This window comes from Pseudomonas sp. B21-021 (genome assembly GCF_024749205.1).
Lineage (GTDB): Bacteria > Pseudomonadota > Gammaproteobacteria > Pseudomonadales > Pseudomonadaceae > Aquipseudomonas > Aquipseudomonas paraglycinae.
This window is the reverse complement of the sequence record NZ_CP087192.1, coordinates 5325165-5341906: the sequence shown is the minus strand read 5'-3', so window position 1 is coordinate 5341906 and position 16742 is coordinate 5325165. Positions and strand designations below refer to the sequence as shown.

Here is a 16742-nt window from a genome sequence, read left to right as displayed (position 1 = left end):
GTGTCTCTGATCGCTTCTGACCACTTCCGCATCGTTGTCGGCCTCGGCAAGAGCGGCATGTCCCTGGTTCGCTTCCTGGCGAACCGGGGCGTGGCGTTTGCTGTGGCCGATACGCGGGAAAATCCACCGGAACTGGCCACGCTCCAGCGTGACTATCCGCACGTGGAAGTGCGTTGTGGCGAGCTGGACGTCGAATTCCTGTGCCGTGCCGATGAGCTCTACGTGAGCCCCGGCCTGGCGCTGGCGACCCCGGCCCTGCAAGCCGCCGCGGCCCGTGGCGTGAAGCTGTCCGGCGACATCGAGCTGTTCGCGCGTAACGCGAAGGCGCCGATCGTGGCCATCAGCGGTTCCAACGCGAAAAGCACCGTCACCACCCTGGTCGGCGAGATGGCGGCTGCAGCCGGCAAACGCGTGGCCGTGGGCGGCAACCTCGGTACGCCGGCGCTGGATCTGCTCAGCGATGACGTCGAGCTGTACGTGATGGAACTGTCGAGCTTCCAGCTGGAAACCACCGACCAGCTCAACGCCGAAGTGGCGACCGTGCTCAACATCAGCGAAGACCACATGGACCGTTACAGCGGTCTGCCGGCCTATCACCTGGCCAAGCACCGGATCTTCCGTGGTGCGAAGCAGTTCGTGGTCAACCGTCAGGATGCCCTGACTCGTCCGCTGATGGGCGAGGGCCAGCCGTGCTGGACCTTCGGCTTGACCAAACCCGATTTCAAGGCATTTGGCCTGCGCGAAGAGAATGGCGAGAAATACCTGGCCTTCGAATTCCAGAACCTGATGCCGGTGCGTGAACTGAAGATTCGCGGCGCCCACAACCAGTCCAACGCCTTGGCGGCGCTGGCGCTCGGCCACGCGGTCGGGCTGCCGTTCGACGCCATGCTGGCAGCGCTGCGCACCTTCGCCGGTCTCGAACACCGTTGCCAGTGGGTGCGTGATCTGGACGGCGTCGGTTACTACAACGATTCCAAGGCCACCAACGTGGGCGCCGCACTGGCGGCCATCGAAGGCCTGGGCGCGGACATCGACGGCAAGGTCGTGCTGATCGCCGGTGGCGACGGCAAGGGTGCCGAATTCAAGGACCTGCGCGATCCGGCGGCGGCCCACTGCCGCGTCGTGATCCTGATGGGCCGCGACTCCGACAAGATCGGCGAAGCGATCGGCGATGCCGTGCCGCTGATTCGCGCGACCACGCTGGTCGACGCGGTCGCCCAATGCCGCGCCGCCGCCCAGCCGGGTGACGTGGTGCTGCTGTCGCCGGCCTGCGCCAGTTTCGACATGTTCAAGAACTACGAAGACCGTGGTCACCAGTTCGTCCGCGCCGTGGAGGATCTGGCATGAGCTTGAGAAACATCATCAAGCCATACCCGTCGCCGCTGATCACCGGACGCGGGATCGACCTCGACTTCCCGATGCTCGCCGGTTGCCTGGCGCTGCTCGGTCTGGGCCTGATCATGATCGCTTCTGCATCGACGGAAGTCGGCGCGGCGCAGTCGGGCAGTGCTCTTTATTACATGACCCGTCACCTGATCTACGTGGTGCTGGGCCTGGGCGCGTGCATCGTCACGATGATGATCCCGATCGCCACCTGGCAGCGCCTCGGCTGGATGATGCTGATCGGTGCGTTCGGCCTGTTGGTGATGGTGATCATCCCGGGGATCGGCCGTGAGGTGAACGGCTCGATGCGCTGGATCGGTTTCAGCTTCTTCAACGTTCAGCCCTCCGAGATTGCCAAGGTGTTCGTGGTGATCTACCTGGCCGGTTATCTGGTGCGTCGTCAGAAAGAAGTGCGCGAGAGCTGGATGGGCTTCTTCAAACCGTTCATCGTGCTGCTGCCGATGGCGGGCCTGTTGCTGATGGAGCCGGACTTCGGAGCCACCGTCGTGATGATGGGCGCTGCGGCGGCGATGCTGTTCCTCGGCGGGGTCGGGCTGTTCCGCTTCTCGCTGATGGTGGTGCTGGCCGTCGGTGCGGTGGTGTTGCTGATTCAGATGCAGCCGTACCGGATGGCGCGTCTGACCAACTTCGCCGACCCGTGGGCCGACCAGTTCGGCGCCGGTTATCAGTTGTCCCAAGCCTTGATCGCATTCGGTCGCGGTGAATGGCTGGGCGTTGGCCTGGGCAACAGCGTGCAGAAGCAGTTCTACCTGCCGGAAGCGCACACCGACTTCGTGTTCTCGGTCCTGGCCGAAGAGCTCGGTGCCGTGGGTTCGCTGTGCACCGTGGCACTGTTCGTGTTCGTGTGTATTCGCGGCATGTACATCGGTCTGTGGGCCGAGAAAGCCAAACAGTTTTTTGCCGCTTATGTGGCCTACGGTCTGTCGTTCCTGTGGATCGGCCAGTTCCTGATCAACATCGGCGTGAACGTCGGCCTGCTGCCGACCAAGGGCCTGACCTTGCCGTTCCTCAGTTATGGCGGCAGTTCCCTGGTGATCTGCTGCGCCTGCCTTGGCTTGTTGCTGAGGATCGAGTGGGAGAGCCGGACCCACCTGGGCAGTGAAGAGATGGAATTCCATGAGAGCGACTTCGCCGAGGAGCCGAACCATGGGCGCTAACGTATTGATCATGGCCGGCGGCACCGGTGGCCACGTGTTCCCGGCGCTGGCCTGTGCCCGCGAATTCCAGGCGCGCGGCTACACCGTGCACTGGCTCGGCACGCCGCGCGGGATCGAAAACGATCTGGTGCCGGCGGCGGGTCTTGAACTGCACCGCATCAACGCCACTGGCCTGCGCGGCAAGGGCAAGCTGTCGTTGCTCAAGGCGCCGTTCATGCTGCTGAAATCGGTGTGGCAGGCGCGGGCGATCATTCGCCGCTTGCGTCCGGTGTGCGTGGTCGGATTCGGCGGCTATGTGACCGGCCCCGGTGGTCTTGCCGCCAAACTGGCCGGCGTGCCGGTGATCGTTCATGAGCAGAACGCCGTGGCCGGCACCGCCAATCGGTTGCTGGTGCCGTTCGCCGCCCGGGTGTGTGAAGCCTTCCCCGACACCTTTACCCTGTCGGACAGCCGCCGTACCACCGGTAACCCGGTGCGCAGCGAGCTGTTCCTCGAAACACCGCGCCCGGCCCTGGCCGGACGCAAGGCGCGTTTGCTGATCCTGGGCGGAAGCCTGGGCGCAGAGCCGTTGAACAAGTTGCTGCCTGAAGCCCTGGCACAAGTCGCTGCCGACTTGCGTCCGGAAGTGTTCCATCAGGCTGGCAGAAACCACGATGAAGTGACTGCAGAGCGCTACCGCGCCGCCGGCGTGGATGCGCAGGTGCAGCCGTTCATCAAAGACATGGCCCAGGCCTATGGCTGGGCTGACCTGGTGGTGTGCCGCGCCGGCGCATTGACCATCAGCGAACTGGCCGCCGCCGGTCTGCCCTCGATGCTGGTGCCCTTGCCCCACGCGATCGACGATCACCAGACCCGCAACGCCGATTATTTGGCCCGCGAAGGCGCTGCCTTCCTGATGCCGCAAAGAACGACTGGCGCCGCGGACCTTGCCGCGCGCCTGACAGAGGTCTTGATGCAACCGCAACGACTCGAACAAATGGCCCAAGCGGCCCGCCGTCTGGCGAAACCCGAAGCCACCCGAAGCGTGGTCGATACCTGTCTGGAGGTGGCCCATGGTTGAGAATCAGAAAGCCATGCCGCAACCGGAAATGCGCCGCATCCGTCGCATCCACTTCGTCGGGATCGGCGGCGTGGGCATGTGCGGTATTGCCGAAGTGCTGCTGAACCTGGGCTATGATGTGTCCGGTTCGGACCTGAAAGCTTCGCCGGTGACCGAGCGCCTGGAATCCTTCGGTGCACAGATCTTCATCGGCCACCGTGCCGAGAACGCCGCGGCCGCCGATGTGCTGGTGGTGTCGAGCGCCGTCAACACTTCCAACCCGGAAGTGGCGACCGCTTTGGAACGCCGCATCCCGGTGGTGCCGCGTGCCGAGATGCTCGCCGAACTGATGCGCTACCGTCACGGCATCGCCGTCGCCGGTACCCACGGCAAGACCACCACCACCAGCCTGATCGCTTCGGTGTTCGCGGCCGGTGGCCTGGATCCGACCTTCGTCATCGGTGGCCGTCTGAATGCCGCGGGCACCAATGCCCAGCTCGGCACCAGCCGTTACCTGATCGCCGAAGCCGATGAAAGCGACGCGAGCTTCCTGCACCTGCAACCGCTGGTGGCCGTGGTCACCAACATCGACGCCGACCACATGGCGACCTACGACGGCGACTTCAACAAACTGAAGAAAACCTTCGTCGAGTTCCTGCACAACCTGCCGTTCTACGGTCTGGCGGTGGTGTGCCTGGACGACCCGGTGGTGCGTGAAATCCTGCCGCAGGTCAAACGCCCGGTCGTCACCTATGGCTTCAGCGAAGAAGCCGACGTGCGCGCGATCAATGTGCGCCAGCAGGGCATGCAGACCTTCTTCACCGTTCTGCGCCCTGAGCGTGAGCCATTGGATGTGTCCGTGAACATGCCGGGCAACCACAACGTGCTCAACGCGCTGGCCACCATCTGCATCGCCACCGACGAAGGCGTCAGCGATGAAGCCATCGTCCAGGGCCTGTCCGGGTTCCAGGGTGTCGGCCGACGCTTCCAGGTCTACGGCGAACTGCCGGTGGACGGCGGCAGCGTGATGCTGGTCGACGACTACGGTCACCACCCGACCGAAGTCGCAGCCGTGATCAAGGCCGTGCGCGGTGGCTGGCCAGAGCGCCGTCTGGTGATGGTCTACCAGCCGCACCGCTACAGCCGCACCCGCGACCTGTACGACGATTTCGTCAATGTACTGGCCGACGCCAACGTGCTGTTGCTGATGGAAGTCTATCCGGCCGGCGAAGAGCCGATCCCGGGTGCCGACAGCCGCAAGCTGTGCAACAGCATTCGCCAGCGCGGTCAGCTCGACCCGATCTACATCGAGCGCGGCGTCGACCTGGCGCCGGTGGTCAAGCCGCTGCTGCGTGCCGGCGACATTCTGCTGTGCCAGGGCGCCGGTGATATCGGCGGTCTCGCACCGAAACTGTTGAAAAGCGAGTTGTTCGCCGGTGCCGTGGCGGCATCGGTCGAGGGGAAGTTGAAATGACTGCTGCCTACGCCAATCTGTTTTCCACCATCGCCCCGAAGGATTTCGGCCGTGTGGCCGTGCTGTTCGGTGGCCTGAGTGCCGAGCGTGAAGTCTCGCTGAAGTCCGGCAATGCCGTGCTCAGTGCGCTGCAAAGCGCGGGAGTGGACGCGTTCGGGATCGACGTCGGCGCCGATATCCTGCAGCGCCTGCTGAGCGAAAAGATCGACCGTGCGTTCATCATCCTCCACGGTCGTGGCGGTGAAGACGGCAGCATGCAGGGCCTGCTCGAAGTGGCCGGCATTCCGTACACCGGCAGCGGCATCCTGGCTTCGGCACTGGCGATGGACAAACTGCGCACCAAGCAGGTCTGGCACACGCTAGGGATTCCGACGCCGCGTCACGCTGTGCTGCGCAGCGAGGCCGATTGTATTTCGGCAGCGACGGAACTGGGCTTCCCTTTGATCGTCAAACCGGCGCATGAAGGTTCAAGTATCGGGATGGCCAAAGTGACTTCCGCGTCCGAGTTGATCGACGCATGGAAAGCGGCCAGTACCTACGATTCGCAAGTGTTGGTCGAGCAATGGATCCACGGTCCGGAGTTCACCATCGCCACCCTGCGTGACCAGGTGTTGCCTCCTATCGCCCTGGGTACGCCACACACGTTCTACGACTACGACGCCAAGTACATCGCCAACGATACCCAGTATCGGATTCCGTGCGGGCTCGATGCCGCCAAGGAAAAAGAACTCATGGACCTCACGGCGCAAGCCTGCGAGGCGCTGGGTATTGCCGGTTGGGGCAGGGCGGACGTGATGCAGGACGCCGACGGCAAGTTCTGGTTCCTGGAAGTCAACACCGCTCCCGGCATGACCGATCACAGCCTGGTACCGATGGCGGCGAAAGCGGCCGGTCTGGATTTCCAGCAACTGGTCCTGGCCATTCTGGCCGCCAGTGTCGATGCCGATGGCAAGAAAGAGGCGCGAGGTTAAGACCATGCAAGGCGCACAGCTCAGACATCAGCCACCCGCACCCGGCCGCAAGCCGGTGCCGCGGGGTGCCAGCCGAATGGTGGCCAAAGAGCCGATGTCCGCGCGCCTGCCAAAAGCCAACTTCGGCTTTTTGAAAGGTCTGTTCTGGCCGGTGCTGCTGGTGGCCCTGGGGTTCGGCACTTACGAAGGCGCACAGCGTTTGCTGCCGTACGCCGACCGGCCGATCACCAAAATCGCGGTGCAGGGCGACCTGAGTTACATCAGCCAGCAGGCGGTGCAGCAGCGGATCGCCCCGTACGTGGCGTCGAGCTTCTTCACCATCGACCTGGCGAGCATGCGCACCGAGCTTGAGCAGATGCCGTGGATCGCCCACGCCGAAGTGCGCCGGGTGTGGCCGGACCAGGTGGTGATCCGCCTCGAAGAGCAACTGCCGGTGGCCCGCTGGGGTGACGAGTCGTTGCTCAACAACCAGGGCCAGGCGTTCACGCCCAAGGAACTGGCGAATTACGAACACCTGCCACAGCTGTTCGGTCCGCAGCGGGCCCAGCAGCAAGTGATGCAGCAATACCAGGTGCTGAGCCAGATGCTCCGGCCATTGGGCTTCTCGATTGCGCGGCTCGAGCTGCGTGAACGTGGCAGCTGGTTCCTGACCACCGGTGCCGGCAGTTCCGGCCCCGGGATCGAGCTGCTGCTGGGACGCGGCAACCTGGTGGAAAAGATGCGCCGCTTCATTGCCATCTATGACAAGACGCTCAAAGAACAGATTACGAACATTGCGCGCATCGATCTGCGCTATGCCAACGGCCTCGCTGTTGGCTGGCGGGAACCAGTAGCGCCGACGACAGCCCAACCCGCTGTCGCAAAGAATTAAGAAGAGGCAGGACCCATGGCAAACGTGCAAAGCGGCAAAATGATCGTCGGTCTCGATATCGGCACCTCCAAGGTGGTGGCGCTGGTCGGCGAGGTTGCGGACGACGGCTCGCTGGAAATCGTCGGGATCGGCACTCATCCGTCCCGCGGCCTGAAAAAAGGCGTGGTGGTCAACATCGAGTCCACCGTGCAATCGATCCAGCGCGCGATCGAAGAAGCCCAACTGATGGCGGGCTGCCGCATTCACTCGGCATTCGTCGGCGTGGCGGGCAATCACATTCGCAGCCTGAACTCCCACGGCATCGTCGCGATCCGTGATCGCGAAGTCAGCTCGGCGGACCTGGAGCGCGTACTCGACGCCGCCCAGGCCGTGGCGATCCCGGCCGACCAGCGTGTGCTGCACACCCTGCCGCAGGATTACGTGATCGATAACCAGGAAGGCGTGCGCGAGCCGCTGGGCATGTCCGGCGTGCGTCTGGAAGCCAAGGTTCACGTGGTCACCTGCGCCGTCAACGCCGCACAGAACATTGAAAAATGCGTGCGCCGCTGCGGTCTGGAAATCGACGACATCATTCTCGAGCAACTGGCCTCGGCCTACTCGGTACTGACCGACGACGAAAAAGAGCTGGGTGTGTGCCTGGTCGACATCGGCGGCGGCACCACCGACATCGCGATCTTCACCGAAGGCGCGATCCGCCACACGGCCGTGATCCCGATTGCCGGTGACCAGGTGACCAACGACATCGCCATGGCGTTGCGCACCCCGACCCAGTACGCCGAAGAGATCAAGATCCGCTACGCCTGCGCCCTGGCCAAACTGGCCGGTGCCGGCGAGACCATCAAGGTGCCGAGCGTCGGCGACCGTCCGCCGCGCGAACTGTCCCGTCAGGCCCTGGCCGAAGTGGTCGAGCCGCGTTACGACGAACTGTTCACCCTGATCCAGGCCGAGCTGCGTCGCAGCGGCTACGAAGACCTGATCCCGGCCGGCATCGTGCTGACCGGTGGTACTTCGAAGATGGAAGGCGCCACTGAACTTGCCGAAGAGATCTTCCACATGCCGGTCCGCCTGGGCGTGCCGCATGGCGTGAAAGGTCTGGATGACGTGGTACGCAACCCGATTTATTCCACTGGCGTTGGCTTGTTGATGTACGGCCTGCAGAAGCAGTCCGACGGGATCTCGTTCTCGGGCATCGGCAGCCGCGACAGCTACAGCAACGATGAGCCGCAGGCGCCGTTGCTGGACCGTTTGAAGAAGTGGGTTCAAGGCAACTTCTAACGCTTTACCGCAGCACCGCAACAAACAGCAGTAGGCGAAAAAACTAGAGAATGTAAGGAGAGGGAAAATGTTCGAACTCGTAGACAACATCCCCGCAAGCCCGGTAATCAAAGTTATCGGTGTTGGCGGTGGCGGCGGCAACGCTGTCAACCACATGGTCAAGAGCAACATCGAAGGCGTGGAATTCATCTGCGCCAACACCGATGCTCAAGCGCTGAAAAACATCGGCGCGCGCACCATTCTGCAACTGGGCACCGGCGTGACCAAAGGCCTGGGCGCCGGCGCCAACCCTGAAGTAGGTCGTCAGGCCGCTCTCGAAGACCGTGAGCGCATTGCCGAAGTCCTGCAGGGCACCAACATGGTGTTCATCACCACCGGCATGGGTGGTGGTACCGGTACCGGTGCTGCGCCGATCATCGCCGAAGTGGCCAAGGAAATGGGCATCCTGACCGTTGCGGTCGTGACCCGTCCGTTCCCGTTCGAAGGCCGCAAGCGTATGCAGATCGCCGACGAAGGCATCCGCATGCTCTCGGAAAGCGTCGACTCGCTGATCACCATTCCGAACGAAAAACTGCTGACCATCCTCGGCAAGGACGCAAGCCTGCTGTCGGCTTTCGCCAAGGCTGACGACGTACTGGCCGGTGCCGTTCGCGGTATCTCCGACATCATCAAGCGTCCGGGCATGATCAACGTCGACTTCGCCGACGTACGCACCGTGATGAGCGAAATGGGCATGGCGATGATGGGCACTGGCTGCGCCAGCGGTCCGAACCGTGCACGTGAAGCGACCGAAGCGGCCATCCGCAACCCGCTGCTGGAAGACGTGAACCTGCAAGGCGCACGCGGCATCCTGGTGAACATCACTGCCGGTCCTGACCTGTCCCTGGGTGAGTACTCCGACGTGGGTTCGATCATCGAAGCCTTCGCTTCCGAGCACGCGATGGTCAAGGTCGGTACCGTTATCGATCCGGACATGCGCGACGAACTGCACGTGACCGTGGTTGCCACAGGTCTGGGCGCCAAAATCGAGAAGCCTGTGAAGGTCATCGACAACACCGTTCACACTTCGATGGCGGCTGCTCAAGTGCAGCAACCGGCACCCGCTCGTCAGGAACAGCCAGCGGTGAACTACCGTGACCTGGACCGTCCGACCGTCATGCGCAACCAGGCTCAGGCCGGTGCTGCGACTGCCGCGAAGATGAATCCGCAAGATGACCTGGACTACCTGGACATCCCGGCTTTCCTGCGTCGTCAGGCCGATTGATGAAATGTATCAGGGGTATTCAGGTGATTGGTGTTCAGCAAAGGCTCGGTCTGCTATCATCGCCAGCCTTTGTTGATACCAGTTCGCAATTTGCGCTGAAGCGGCCCATGCCATGATTAAACAACGCACACTGAAAAATATTATCCGTGCCACCGGTGTAGGTCTGCACTCCGGGGAGAAGGTTTACCTGACCCTCAAGCCTGCACCTGTCGACACCGGGATCGTCTTTCGTCGTGCCGATCTCGATCCGGTTGTCGAGATACCGGCTCGTGCGGCCAACGTCGGCGAGACAACCATGTCGACGACGCTGGTCAACGGTGACGTGAAGGTAGACACGGTGGAGCACTTGCTCTCGGCCATGGCTGGCCTGGGCATCGATAACGCCTACGTCGAGCTCTCCGCGTCTGAAGTCCCGATCATGGATGGCAGCGCAGGACCTTTCGTATTCCTGATTCAATCGGCTGGCCTGGAAGAACAGGACGCCGCCAAGAAATTCATCCGCATCCTGCGTGAAGTGACAGTGGAAGACGGCGACAAGCGCGCCACTTTCGTCCCTTTCGAAGGGTTCAAGGTGAGCTTCGAGATCGATTTCGATCACCCGGTTTTCCGGGACCGCACCCAAAGTGCAAGCGTGGATTTTTCCAGCACTTCGTTCGTAAAAGAAGTCAGCCGCGCCCGTACTTTCGGTTTCATGAGTGACATCGAGTACCTGCGCAAGCACAACCTCGCACTCGGCGGCAGCGTGGAAAACGCGATCGTGGTCGATGCCGATGGCGTACTGAACGAAGACGGCCTTCGCTATGAAGACGAATTCGTGAAGCACAAGATCCTCGATGCGATTGGCGACCTGTACCTGCTGGGCAACAGCCTGATTGGTGAGTTCAAGGGCTTCAAGTCCGGCCACGCACTGAACAACCAGCTGCTGCGCAAGTTGATTGAGCAGAAAGATGCCTGGGAAGTCGTGACGTTCGAAGACGCCAGCACTGCACCAATCTCTTACATGCGCCCGGTTGCGGCGGTGTAAGTAAAAAACCTCTCTAGTTTTTTGAAGGCCACCTTTGGGTGGCCTTTTTTTATGCCTGTTTTCAGGCCACCACGACCCGGTTTCGCCCACCTTCCTTGGCCTGATACAACGCCTTGTCCGCCGCGAACAACAGCTGCTCCAGGCTGATCTCGCTCGTCGCCGTCCAGGTGCTGATGCCGATGCTTACGGTCATCGGTGACCGGTCTTCATTGACGCTTGGCAGTTGTTCCACCGCTGCGCGAATGTGCTCGGCGATCTGTTGCGCCCCGACGCTGTCGGTTTCCGCGAGGATCACCGAAAACTCCTCACCGCCATAACGGGCCACCAGATCCGCCGGACGCCGCACATTGGAGGTGATTACCTTCGCGAGTTCACGCAACGCCTGATCCCCGGCCTGGTGTCCGTGTCGGTCGTTGAAAGCCTTGAAATGGTCGGCATCGATCATCAGCAATGACAGTGGCTTGCCCGAGCGTTGTGCGCGAAACCACTCGTGACGCAGCGACTGATCGAGCATCCGCCGATTGGCGACGCCGGTCAGGGCATCGGTCGCCGCCAGTTGCGCCAGTTCGCGTTCGGCCCGCTGGCGCAGGCGCAGCTCCCGGGCCAGCAGCCAGGTCAGCCACAGCAGCCCGGCACACAGCACGCCGGTGGCGCCGCTGATCAGGATCGCCGTGCGTCGCCACGCGCCGAACACTTCTTCGCTGGACAGGGCAACGATCACCGTCAGCGGCAGATTGCCGACCCGCGAATAGGTGTACAGCCGTTGCTGATAATCCATGCTCGAAATGCTGTTGAAACTGCCATTGCCGTTGCTGTCGCGCAGGATCCGCACCACATTGGGCCGAGCGGCAAAGCTCTTGCCGATCGAATCGCTTTGCAGATAAGGCTTCTGTGCCAGCAGGATGCCGTCGTTGTTGATGATGTTGAGGGTGCTGTCGATGCCGATGTCGAGGCTGTTGAACAGCTGATCGAAGTAATCCAGTTTCATCGACGCCACGGCCACGCCCAGAAACTCGCCGGTGTCCGAAGAGATGCGCCGGCTGAAACTGATTCGCCACTGGTTGGCGTCATCGCAGTCGCAGCGGGGTTTGAACGGACGGCTGATGAACATGCCGGTGTCGCGGTTGAAGGCGTGGGCGAGGAAGTAGTCGCGGTCGGCGAAATTGCCCGGCAGCGGATCGACCCGCGAGGAGTCGGCAATCACGTCGCCATACTTGTCGAGCAACAGGATGTCGCCCTTGAAGCGCGCCGTGGTGGAGCGGTCGAACAGCGCCAGATGACGGATCTGTGGCGACACGTCTTTCAGGTCGTCACGCTGGGCGGCGGCGATCAGCCCTTGCAGCGTCAGGTCGTACAGCTCGACGGTGCGCAGCACGTCGGCGTCGATCAACTGGGCGATGGTGGTGGCGCCCCGGGTGGCCGATTCCTGCGCGTTGGCGTGTTCGCGGATCAGCAGGAACGTGACGATGCACACAATCGCGATCACGCTCAGCAGGCTGCCGAGGATCAGCAGCAGCTCGGAGCGTCCGGTCGTGCCGGAAACGGTAGGGGTGCGGCTCGCGATCATGGTTCGGTTTCGGTAAGGGATTCTTGTAAGCGTAGTTGTACCCGCTTCGCTGCCACAGGCAAGAAAAAGGCCAGCGCATCAGGCTGGCCTTTTACTGTAGCGCCGATCTTAGAAGACGTTGATCGGGTAGTCGATGATCACACGGTATTCATCTGTGTCCGTATCCAGCGCGCCGTAACCGTTGCTGCCACGATTGGTTGCCCATTGCAGGCGTACCGCGAGGTCTTTGGCCTGGCCGCCCTGCACCACGTACTTGAGGTCGATGTCGCGCTCCCAGTGCTTGGCGTTGCGGCCTTCGGCGCTGTACCACGAGGCGTAACCCTTGCTGTCCGGATCGGCCTTGGTCAGGTCCAGTGTGCCGCGCGAGTAGGACAGCGACGAAGTCAGGCCCGGCAGGCCGATGCCGGCGAAGTCGTAGGCGTACTTGAGTTTCCACGAGCGCTCGTTCGGGCCGTTGAAGTCCGAGTACTGCTGGGAGTTGTCGAGGTAAACGCTGTCACCCTGGCTGATGTAATCGAACGGCGTGTTGCCGTTGACCCGCTGATACGCGGCGGTGACGCTGTGGCTGCCGATGCCGACGGTGAGATGCAGGCTGTAGGTGTTGTTGTCGATATTGCCCAGCAGCGCGTCGCCGGTGTCCTGCGTGTGATAGAAGTGCAGACCCGGGTTGAGGGTCACCCGATCGTTCAACGCCCAGGTGTAGTCGAGGTCGTAGTAGTACTGGTTCCAGATGTCCTTCAACTCGGAGGCATACAGGCTGCTGGTCAGGCCTTCGACGCCGCTCCAGGCCACGCCGGCCCAGTTCAGGTGCTGGCTCTTGTCGCCGTCGGCGAGGGTGCCGTAAGAGGTGCCGATGCGTTTGTGACCGCTCTGGTTGTAGGGTTTGGTGAAGCTGGCCTGGCCGCCTTCAATCATCCAGCCGTCGAAGCTGTGATTGGTCAGGCTGATGCCGCGAAAGGTCTGCGGCAGCATGCGCGTCTCGCCACCGGCGATCACCGGGTTGGCGAGGAACAGGTCGCCGGCCTTTAGCTCGGTATCGAACGCACGCATCTTCAAGGTGCCGCCCGCCGTGGAGAACGAGCCCGGCGCTTTGCCGCTGCCGTCACTGACCGGCAGGATGCTGGAGTTGTCGGTGCCGCCACCGCCGTCGAGTTTCAGACCGAGCATGGCGTGGGCATCGATGCCGAAGCCGACCGTGCCTTCGGTGTAGCCCGACTCGAATTTGCCGAGGAAACCCTGGCCCCACTCGATGTTGTCATCCGTCTGCTGCAGACGGTTACGGTTCATGTAGTAGTTGCGGGCGTTGAGGTTGAGACTCGCGCCTTCGACGAAACCTTGTTGCTCGGCTTCGGCAGCGTGGGCGGCGGGGGCAATCGTTGCGGCAATTGCAATGAACAGCGGGGTGAAGCGAACTGGGTAACGCACGTGCGGTAAAGCTCCTTGGGGTCAACTGACACTTCAATGTCTTGAGGTGCGGGATGTTTCTAATTGTTAAAGACGAACCGGACAGCTTACAGACCACAACGAAAAAAGGCCGCTGAAAATCAGCGGCCTGCAAGGACGACGGTTGAACGGGAAGAGCCAAACAACCGCGTCGAGGGAAACGTTGCGCGGTGCGCGACTCAGCTGTCTTTCTCTGAAGCCTGAGTCTGGGAAGTGGCGGCCTGAGGGGCTTGCGTGGCGTCTTGAGCCTTGGCCATCACTTCTGCCTGATGCTGTTCGAATGCGTGAGCGCGAGCGGCGTTTTGCGCTACGAACGTCTGGGATTCTTCAGCCATCGCCATTGGCGACAGGATCAATGAGGACAAAACGAAAGCGCTGGCAATACCCATACTGTTGGACATCTTGAAAACCTTCTTGCTTGGCAAGTGCTGTTTGGTGCGGGCAAAGATAAGGATCCTGGCCATGGGGAAACAGAGCCAATTCATGAAAGGACTTTTGTTTGATTGGTAACAGTCAGGACGAAAAACAAGGAATAGCTGCAGAGAACGCCACGAACTCAACGACTAGTCGTGGCGCCTATCGAAGCTCAATAAATTGACTTCTCTGTCTCATCTCGGATGTCGAATTCTGCAGTGAACTTGCGTGAGGCTCCATCCATTGGGATATGGGCCTCTAACGATCCTTGAGCATGGCCTAGGTTCGCATCGAACAGTTTCAAGGTGAGCGATCCGCTGTCAGCGGGAATAGATGTTCGTTGACTGTCCAGTTGAGTGAAGCGTCCGACCCGGATGATGTCCGGCCACGTTTCAGTGAGTGAATGAGTACCTGTCGTTAACGTCGGGGGGAAATCAATTTGCATACCGATAAAATAAGCACGACCGTCACTTGGGTCAGGATTTTTGAGCTCTAACTTGGCATCAAGGGTAATACCTTTGTTACCTGTAGGGGACTGTCGATAGGTGACGTCGGCCGTATCAATTTTTCCATCGTAGTCTTCCGTTGTTCTTAGAAAGCCTATCGAGCTCACGTTTGAGTTGTCTGTAGCATTGCTGCTCATCCTGACCTCCAGGTCATTCAATGAAACGCGGCAAATACCGGCGTGGTATTCGTCTGTTCATTTGATGAGGTGAGCGGAGCACCGTCTACTGTCAGAAATTACAGGTGGGACCACTTTTGGGCTTTAAACTGACCGGTGGTAACGCCGGGTCAGTGGCATCAGACCGGCAAATGGATCCCGAAAGTGTTCATCCCGCGATCACTGCGCACAAACACATCCCCCCCATGCATCAGCGCAATCGCCTTGACGATCGCCAGCCCCAATCCGTGATTGTTGCCGCTGTTGCTGCGTGAAGCATCCACCCGGTAGAAGCGCTCGAACAAGCGCGGCAAATGCTCACTGGCAATCGGCGAACCGGGGTTGGCCACGCCGATGCTGACCTGATGGTCCTCGACCGCGATCTGCACTTCGATCACCTGTCCCGGCGCCGTGTGCTGCACCGCGTTGCTCAGCAGATTGATCAAAGCCCGGCGCAGATGGGCGATTTCGATCTGCACCTGTGCATCGCCGCTTACCCGCACCTGGACCTGCGCGTCTTCGAGGATGAAGTCGAGGTATTCGAGGGTGGTCGCCACCTCATCGGCCAGCGAGGTCGAGGTCAGTTTGGTGGCCTTGCTGCCCTGATCGGCGCTGGCCAGGAACAGCATGTCGTTGATGATCGAACGCAGGCGTTCCAGTTCTTCGAGGTTGGATTGCAGCACTTCGAAATAATGCTCGGCAGAGCGTCCGCGAGTGAGGGCGACCTGGGTCTGGCCGATCAGGTTGGTCAACGGCGAGCGCAGCTCATGGGCGACGTCGGCGTTGAAGGATTCCAGCCGTGAGTACGCTTGTTCAACCCGCTCCAGCGTCGAGTTGAACGAGTCGACGAACTGCTCCAGTTCCGGCGGCAACGGCGACAGACGCAGTCGCCCGGCACGCAACGGCGGCGCCAGACGCTGGGCTTCGTGGGACAGTTTGATCAACGGCTTGAGGCCAATCCGCGCCACCCAGTAACCCAAGGCCGATGCCAGCAGCACGCCGATCACCGCCAGACTCACCAGCGCGATCAGCAACTGATGCTGGGTCTGGTGAAAGGTCTCGGTGTCGATGCCGATCATGAAGCGCAGCGGGGGGCGTTGATCCTTGGCCGGCAGTTCGGTCAGCAACACTTTCAGCGGGTAGGGATGGTCGGGCAGTTGCAGATCGCGCATGCCCAGCGGGCCTTGGGCAAACGCGCGGATCAAGGCATCCGGCTCGCCAAATTCGTACCCCGGATTGCCGCTGACCACCCAGAAACGGATGCGTTTGTCTTCTTCGCCGAGCAGCTTGAGCTTGGCGTTGATCTTCACCCAATGCTCGGGGGTGCCATAGCGGTTGAGCGCGGATTCCAGCACGCTGTAACGCGCATCCAGTTCTGCTTCCGGCAGCAGGCCCAGGCCTTTGTCCACTTGTTGATACAGCGCGCCGCCGATCAACAGGAACACCAGCAGCGCCACCAGCGTGAACATCCCGCTCAGGCGCAGCGCGATGGAATTACTGGACACCACGGCTCTCCAGCACATAACCCATCCCACGGATGGTGTGCAGCAGTTTCTCGTCGAACGGCCCGTCGAGCTTGGCTCGCAGGCGCTTGATCGCGACTTCGACCACGTTGGCGTCGCTGTCGAAATTGATGTCCCAGACCATCTCGGCAATCGCGGTTTTCGAGAGGATTTCGCCCTGACGTCGGGCCAAAACGCTGAGCAGCGAAAACTCCTTCGCGGTCAGATCCAGCCGGGTGCCGGCGCGGGTAGCCTTGCGGCTGATAAGGTCGATCCACAGGTCGGCGATGCTCACCTGCACCGGCTCATGGCCGCCACTGCGCCGGGTCAGCGCTTGCAGGCGCGCCACCAGTTCGAGGAAGGAGAACGGTTTGCCGAGGTAATCGTCGGCGCCGTCGCGCAGGCCCCGGATCCGGTCTTCAACCCGCTCGCGGGCGGTGAGCATGATCACCGGCGTCTGCTTGCGCGCACGCAACGCGCGCAGCACACCGAAGCCATCAAGGCCCGGCAGCATCACGTCGAGGACGATCACCGCGTAGTCGCTTTCCAGCGCCAGGTGCAGGCCCTCGACGCCGTCGCGGGCCAGATCCACGGTGTAACCCTGTTCCGTCAGGCCGCGGTGCAGGTAGTCCGCGGTTTTCTCTTCGTCTTCGATAATCAGAACGCGCATGACCCG

15 protein-coding genes are annotated in these 16742 nt (G+C 61.6%); 9 read left to right on the top strand and 6 right to left on the bottom strand.

The features are described 5' to 3' along the window. From murD to lpxC, 9 genes are all read left to right on the top strand, one after another. Positions 1–1347: a UDP-N-acetylmuramoyl-L-alanine--D-glutamate ligase gene (gene murD, locus LOY31_RS23940; protein ID WP_258712289.1), complete on the top strand. Its 1347-nt coding sequence runs from the start codon at positions 1–3 to the stop codon at positions 1345–1347. Further along, positions 1344–2561: a putative lipid II flippase FtsW gene (gene ftsW / locus LOY31_RS23935; RefSeq protein ID WP_039766247.1), complete on the top strand. Its 1218-nt coding sequence runs from the start codon at positions 1344–1346 to the stop codon at positions 2559–2561. Before murD ends, ftsW begins: the two co-directional genes overlap by 4 nt. Further along, positions 2551–3621 carry an undecaprenyldiphospho-muramoylpentapeptide beta-N-acetylglucosaminyltransferase gene (gene murG, locus LOY31_RS23930; RefSeq protein WP_011335863.1) on the top strand — a complete coding sequence of 357 codons (1071 nt, stop codon included), beginning with the start codon at positions 2551–2553 and terminating at the stop codon, positions 3619–3621. The genes ftsW and murG overlap by 11 nt, the downstream gene beginning before the upstream one ends. Then, on the top strand, positions 3614–5074 hold the full coding sequence (gene murC / locus LOY31_RS23925) for a UDP-N-acetylmuramate--L-alanine ligase (RefSeq protein WP_221534738.1): 1461 nt from the start codon (positions 3614–3616) through the stop codon (positions 5072–5074). The genes murG and murC overlap by 8 nt, the downstream gene beginning before the upstream one ends. Next, the gene (locus tag LOY31_RS23920; RefSeq protein WP_039766243.1) at positions 5071–6045 is read left to right on the top strand and encodes a D-alanine--D-alanine ligase; all 975 of its coding nucleotides are present in this window, start codon (positions 5071–5073) and stop codon (positions 6043–6045) included. The genes murC and LOY31_RS23920 overlap by 4 nt, the downstream gene beginning before the upstream one ends. Before the next feature lie 4 nt (positions 6046–6049). Beyond that, positions 6050–6916: a cell division protein FtsQ/DivIB gene (locus tag LOY31_RS23915; RefSeq protein ID WP_007956757.1), complete on the top strand. Its 867-nt coding sequence runs from the start codon at positions 6050–6052 to the stop codon at positions 6914–6916. Positions 6917–6931: 15 nt separating this feature from the next. After that, positions 6932–8191: a cell division protein FtsA gene (ftsA, locus tag LOY31_RS23910; protein ID WP_007956755.1), complete on the top strand. Its 1260-nt coding sequence runs from the start codon at positions 6932–6934 to the stop codon at positions 8189–8191. 67 nt (positions 8192–8258) lie between these two features. Then, on the top strand, positions 8259–9455 hold the full coding sequence (gene ftsZ / locus LOY31_RS23905; protein ID WP_085606919.1) for a cell division protein FtsZ: 1197 nt from the start codon (positions 8259–8261) through the stop codon (positions 9453–9455). Positions 9456–9567: 112 nt separating this feature from the next. Then, complete coding sequence (gene lpxC / locus LOY31_RS23900; protein WP_007956752.1) at positions 9568–10479, top strand: UDP-3-O-acyl-N-acetylglucosamine deacetylase; 912 nt, start codon at positions 9568–9570, stop codon at positions 10477–10479. Between the two features lie 61 nt (positions 10480–10540). Here the strand turns inward: lpxC and LOY31_RS23895 are convergent, their stop codons facing one another. The 6 genes from LOY31_RS23895 to LOY31_RS23870 all read right to left on the bottom strand — a co-directional run bounded on the left by LOY31_RS23895 (position 10541) and on the right by LOY31_RS23870 (position 16736). Next, a complete protein-coding gene (locus tag LOY31_RS23895) occupies positions 10541–12046 on the bottom strand; it encodes a sensor domain-containing diguanylate cyclase (protein WP_258712288.1) in 1506 nt (501 codons plus the stop codon). 108 nt (positions 12047–12154) lie between these two features. Then, positions 12155–13471, bottom strand: coding sequence for an OprD family porin (locus tag LOY31_RS23890; RefSeq protein ID WP_258712287.1), 1317 nt, complete (start codon positions 13469–13471; stop codon positions 12155–12157). A gap of 197 nt (positions 13472–13668) precedes the next feature. Next, entirely contained in the window at positions 13669–13890 is a 222-nt protein-coding gene (locus LOY31_RS23885; RefSeq protein WP_085607035.1) for a hypothetical protein, read from the bottom strand. 185 nt (positions 13891–14075) lie between these two features. Further along, positions 14076–14546: a hypothetical protein gene (locus LOY31_RS23880; RefSeq protein WP_221535359.1), complete on the bottom strand. Its 471-nt coding sequence runs from the start codon at positions 14544–14546 to the stop codon at positions 14076–14078. A 158-nt stretch (positions 14547–14704) separates the two neighbouring features. After that, positions 14705–16069: a heavy metal sensor histidine kinase gene (locus LOY31_RS23875; RefSeq protein ID WP_007956745.1), complete on the bottom strand. Its 1365-nt coding sequence runs from the start codon at positions 16067–16069 to the stop codon at positions 14705–14707. Next, positions 16059–16736 (bottom strand): heavy metal response regulator transcription factor, encoded by a 678-nt coding sequence (locus LOY31_RS23870; RefSeq protein ID WP_003228008.1) that lies wholly within the window; start codon positions 16734–16736, stop codon positions 16059–16061. Before LOY31_RS23870 ends, LOY31_RS23875 begins: the two co-directional genes overlap by 11 nt. Positions 16737–16742: the final 6 nt, after the last annotated feature.

Excerpts from the sequence above, each read along its gene's own strand:
- ftsW (WP_039766247.1), top strand. The coding sequence starts at position 1,344 with ATGAGCTTGAGAAACATCATCAAGCCATACCCGTCGCCGCTGATCACC.
- LOY31_RS23895 (WP_258712288.1), bottom strand. The coding sequence starts at position 12,046 with ATGATCGCGAGCCGCACCCCTACCGTTTCCGGCACGACCGGACGCTCC.
- ftsA (WP_007956755.1), top strand. The coding sequence starts at position 6,932 with ATGGCAAACGTGCAAAGCGGCAAAATGATCGTCGGTCTCGATATCGGC.
- murC (WP_221534738.1), top strand. The coding sequence starts at position 3,614 with ATGGTTGAGAATCAGAAAGCCATGCCGCAACCGGAAATGCGCCGCATC.
- ftsZ (WP_085606919.1), top strand. The coding sequence starts at position 8,259 with ATGTTCGAACTCGTAGACAACATCCCCGCAAGCCCGGTAATCAAAGTT.
- murG (WP_011335863.1), top strand. The coding sequence starts at position 2,551 with ATGGGCGCTAACGTATTGATCATGGCCGGCGGCACCGGTGGCCACGTG.
- LOY31_RS23885 (WP_085607035.1), bottom strand. The coding sequence starts at position 13,890 with ATGTCCAACAGTATGGGTATTGCCAGCGCTTTCGTTTTGTCCTCATTG.
- LOY31_RS23880 (WP_221535359.1), bottom strand. The coding sequence starts at position 14,546 with ATGAGCAGCAATGCTACAGACAACTCAAACGTGAGCTCGATAGGCTTT.
- LOY31_RS23920 (WP_039766243.1), top strand. The coding sequence starts at position 5,071 with ATGACTGCTGCCTACGCCAATCTGTTTTCCACCATCGCCCCGAAGGAT.
- lpxC (WP_007956752.1), top strand. The coding sequence starts at position 9,568 with ATGATTAAACAACGCACACTGAAAAATATTATCCGTGCCACCGGTGTA.
- LOY31_RS23915 (WP_007956757.1), top strand. The coding sequence starts at position 6,050 with ATGCAAGGCGCACAGCTCAGACATCAGCCACCCGCACCCGGCCGCAAG.
- LOY31_RS23870 (WP_003228008.1), bottom strand. The coding sequence starts at position 16,736 with ATGCGCGTTCTGATTATCGAAGACGAAGAGAAAACCGCGGACTACCTG.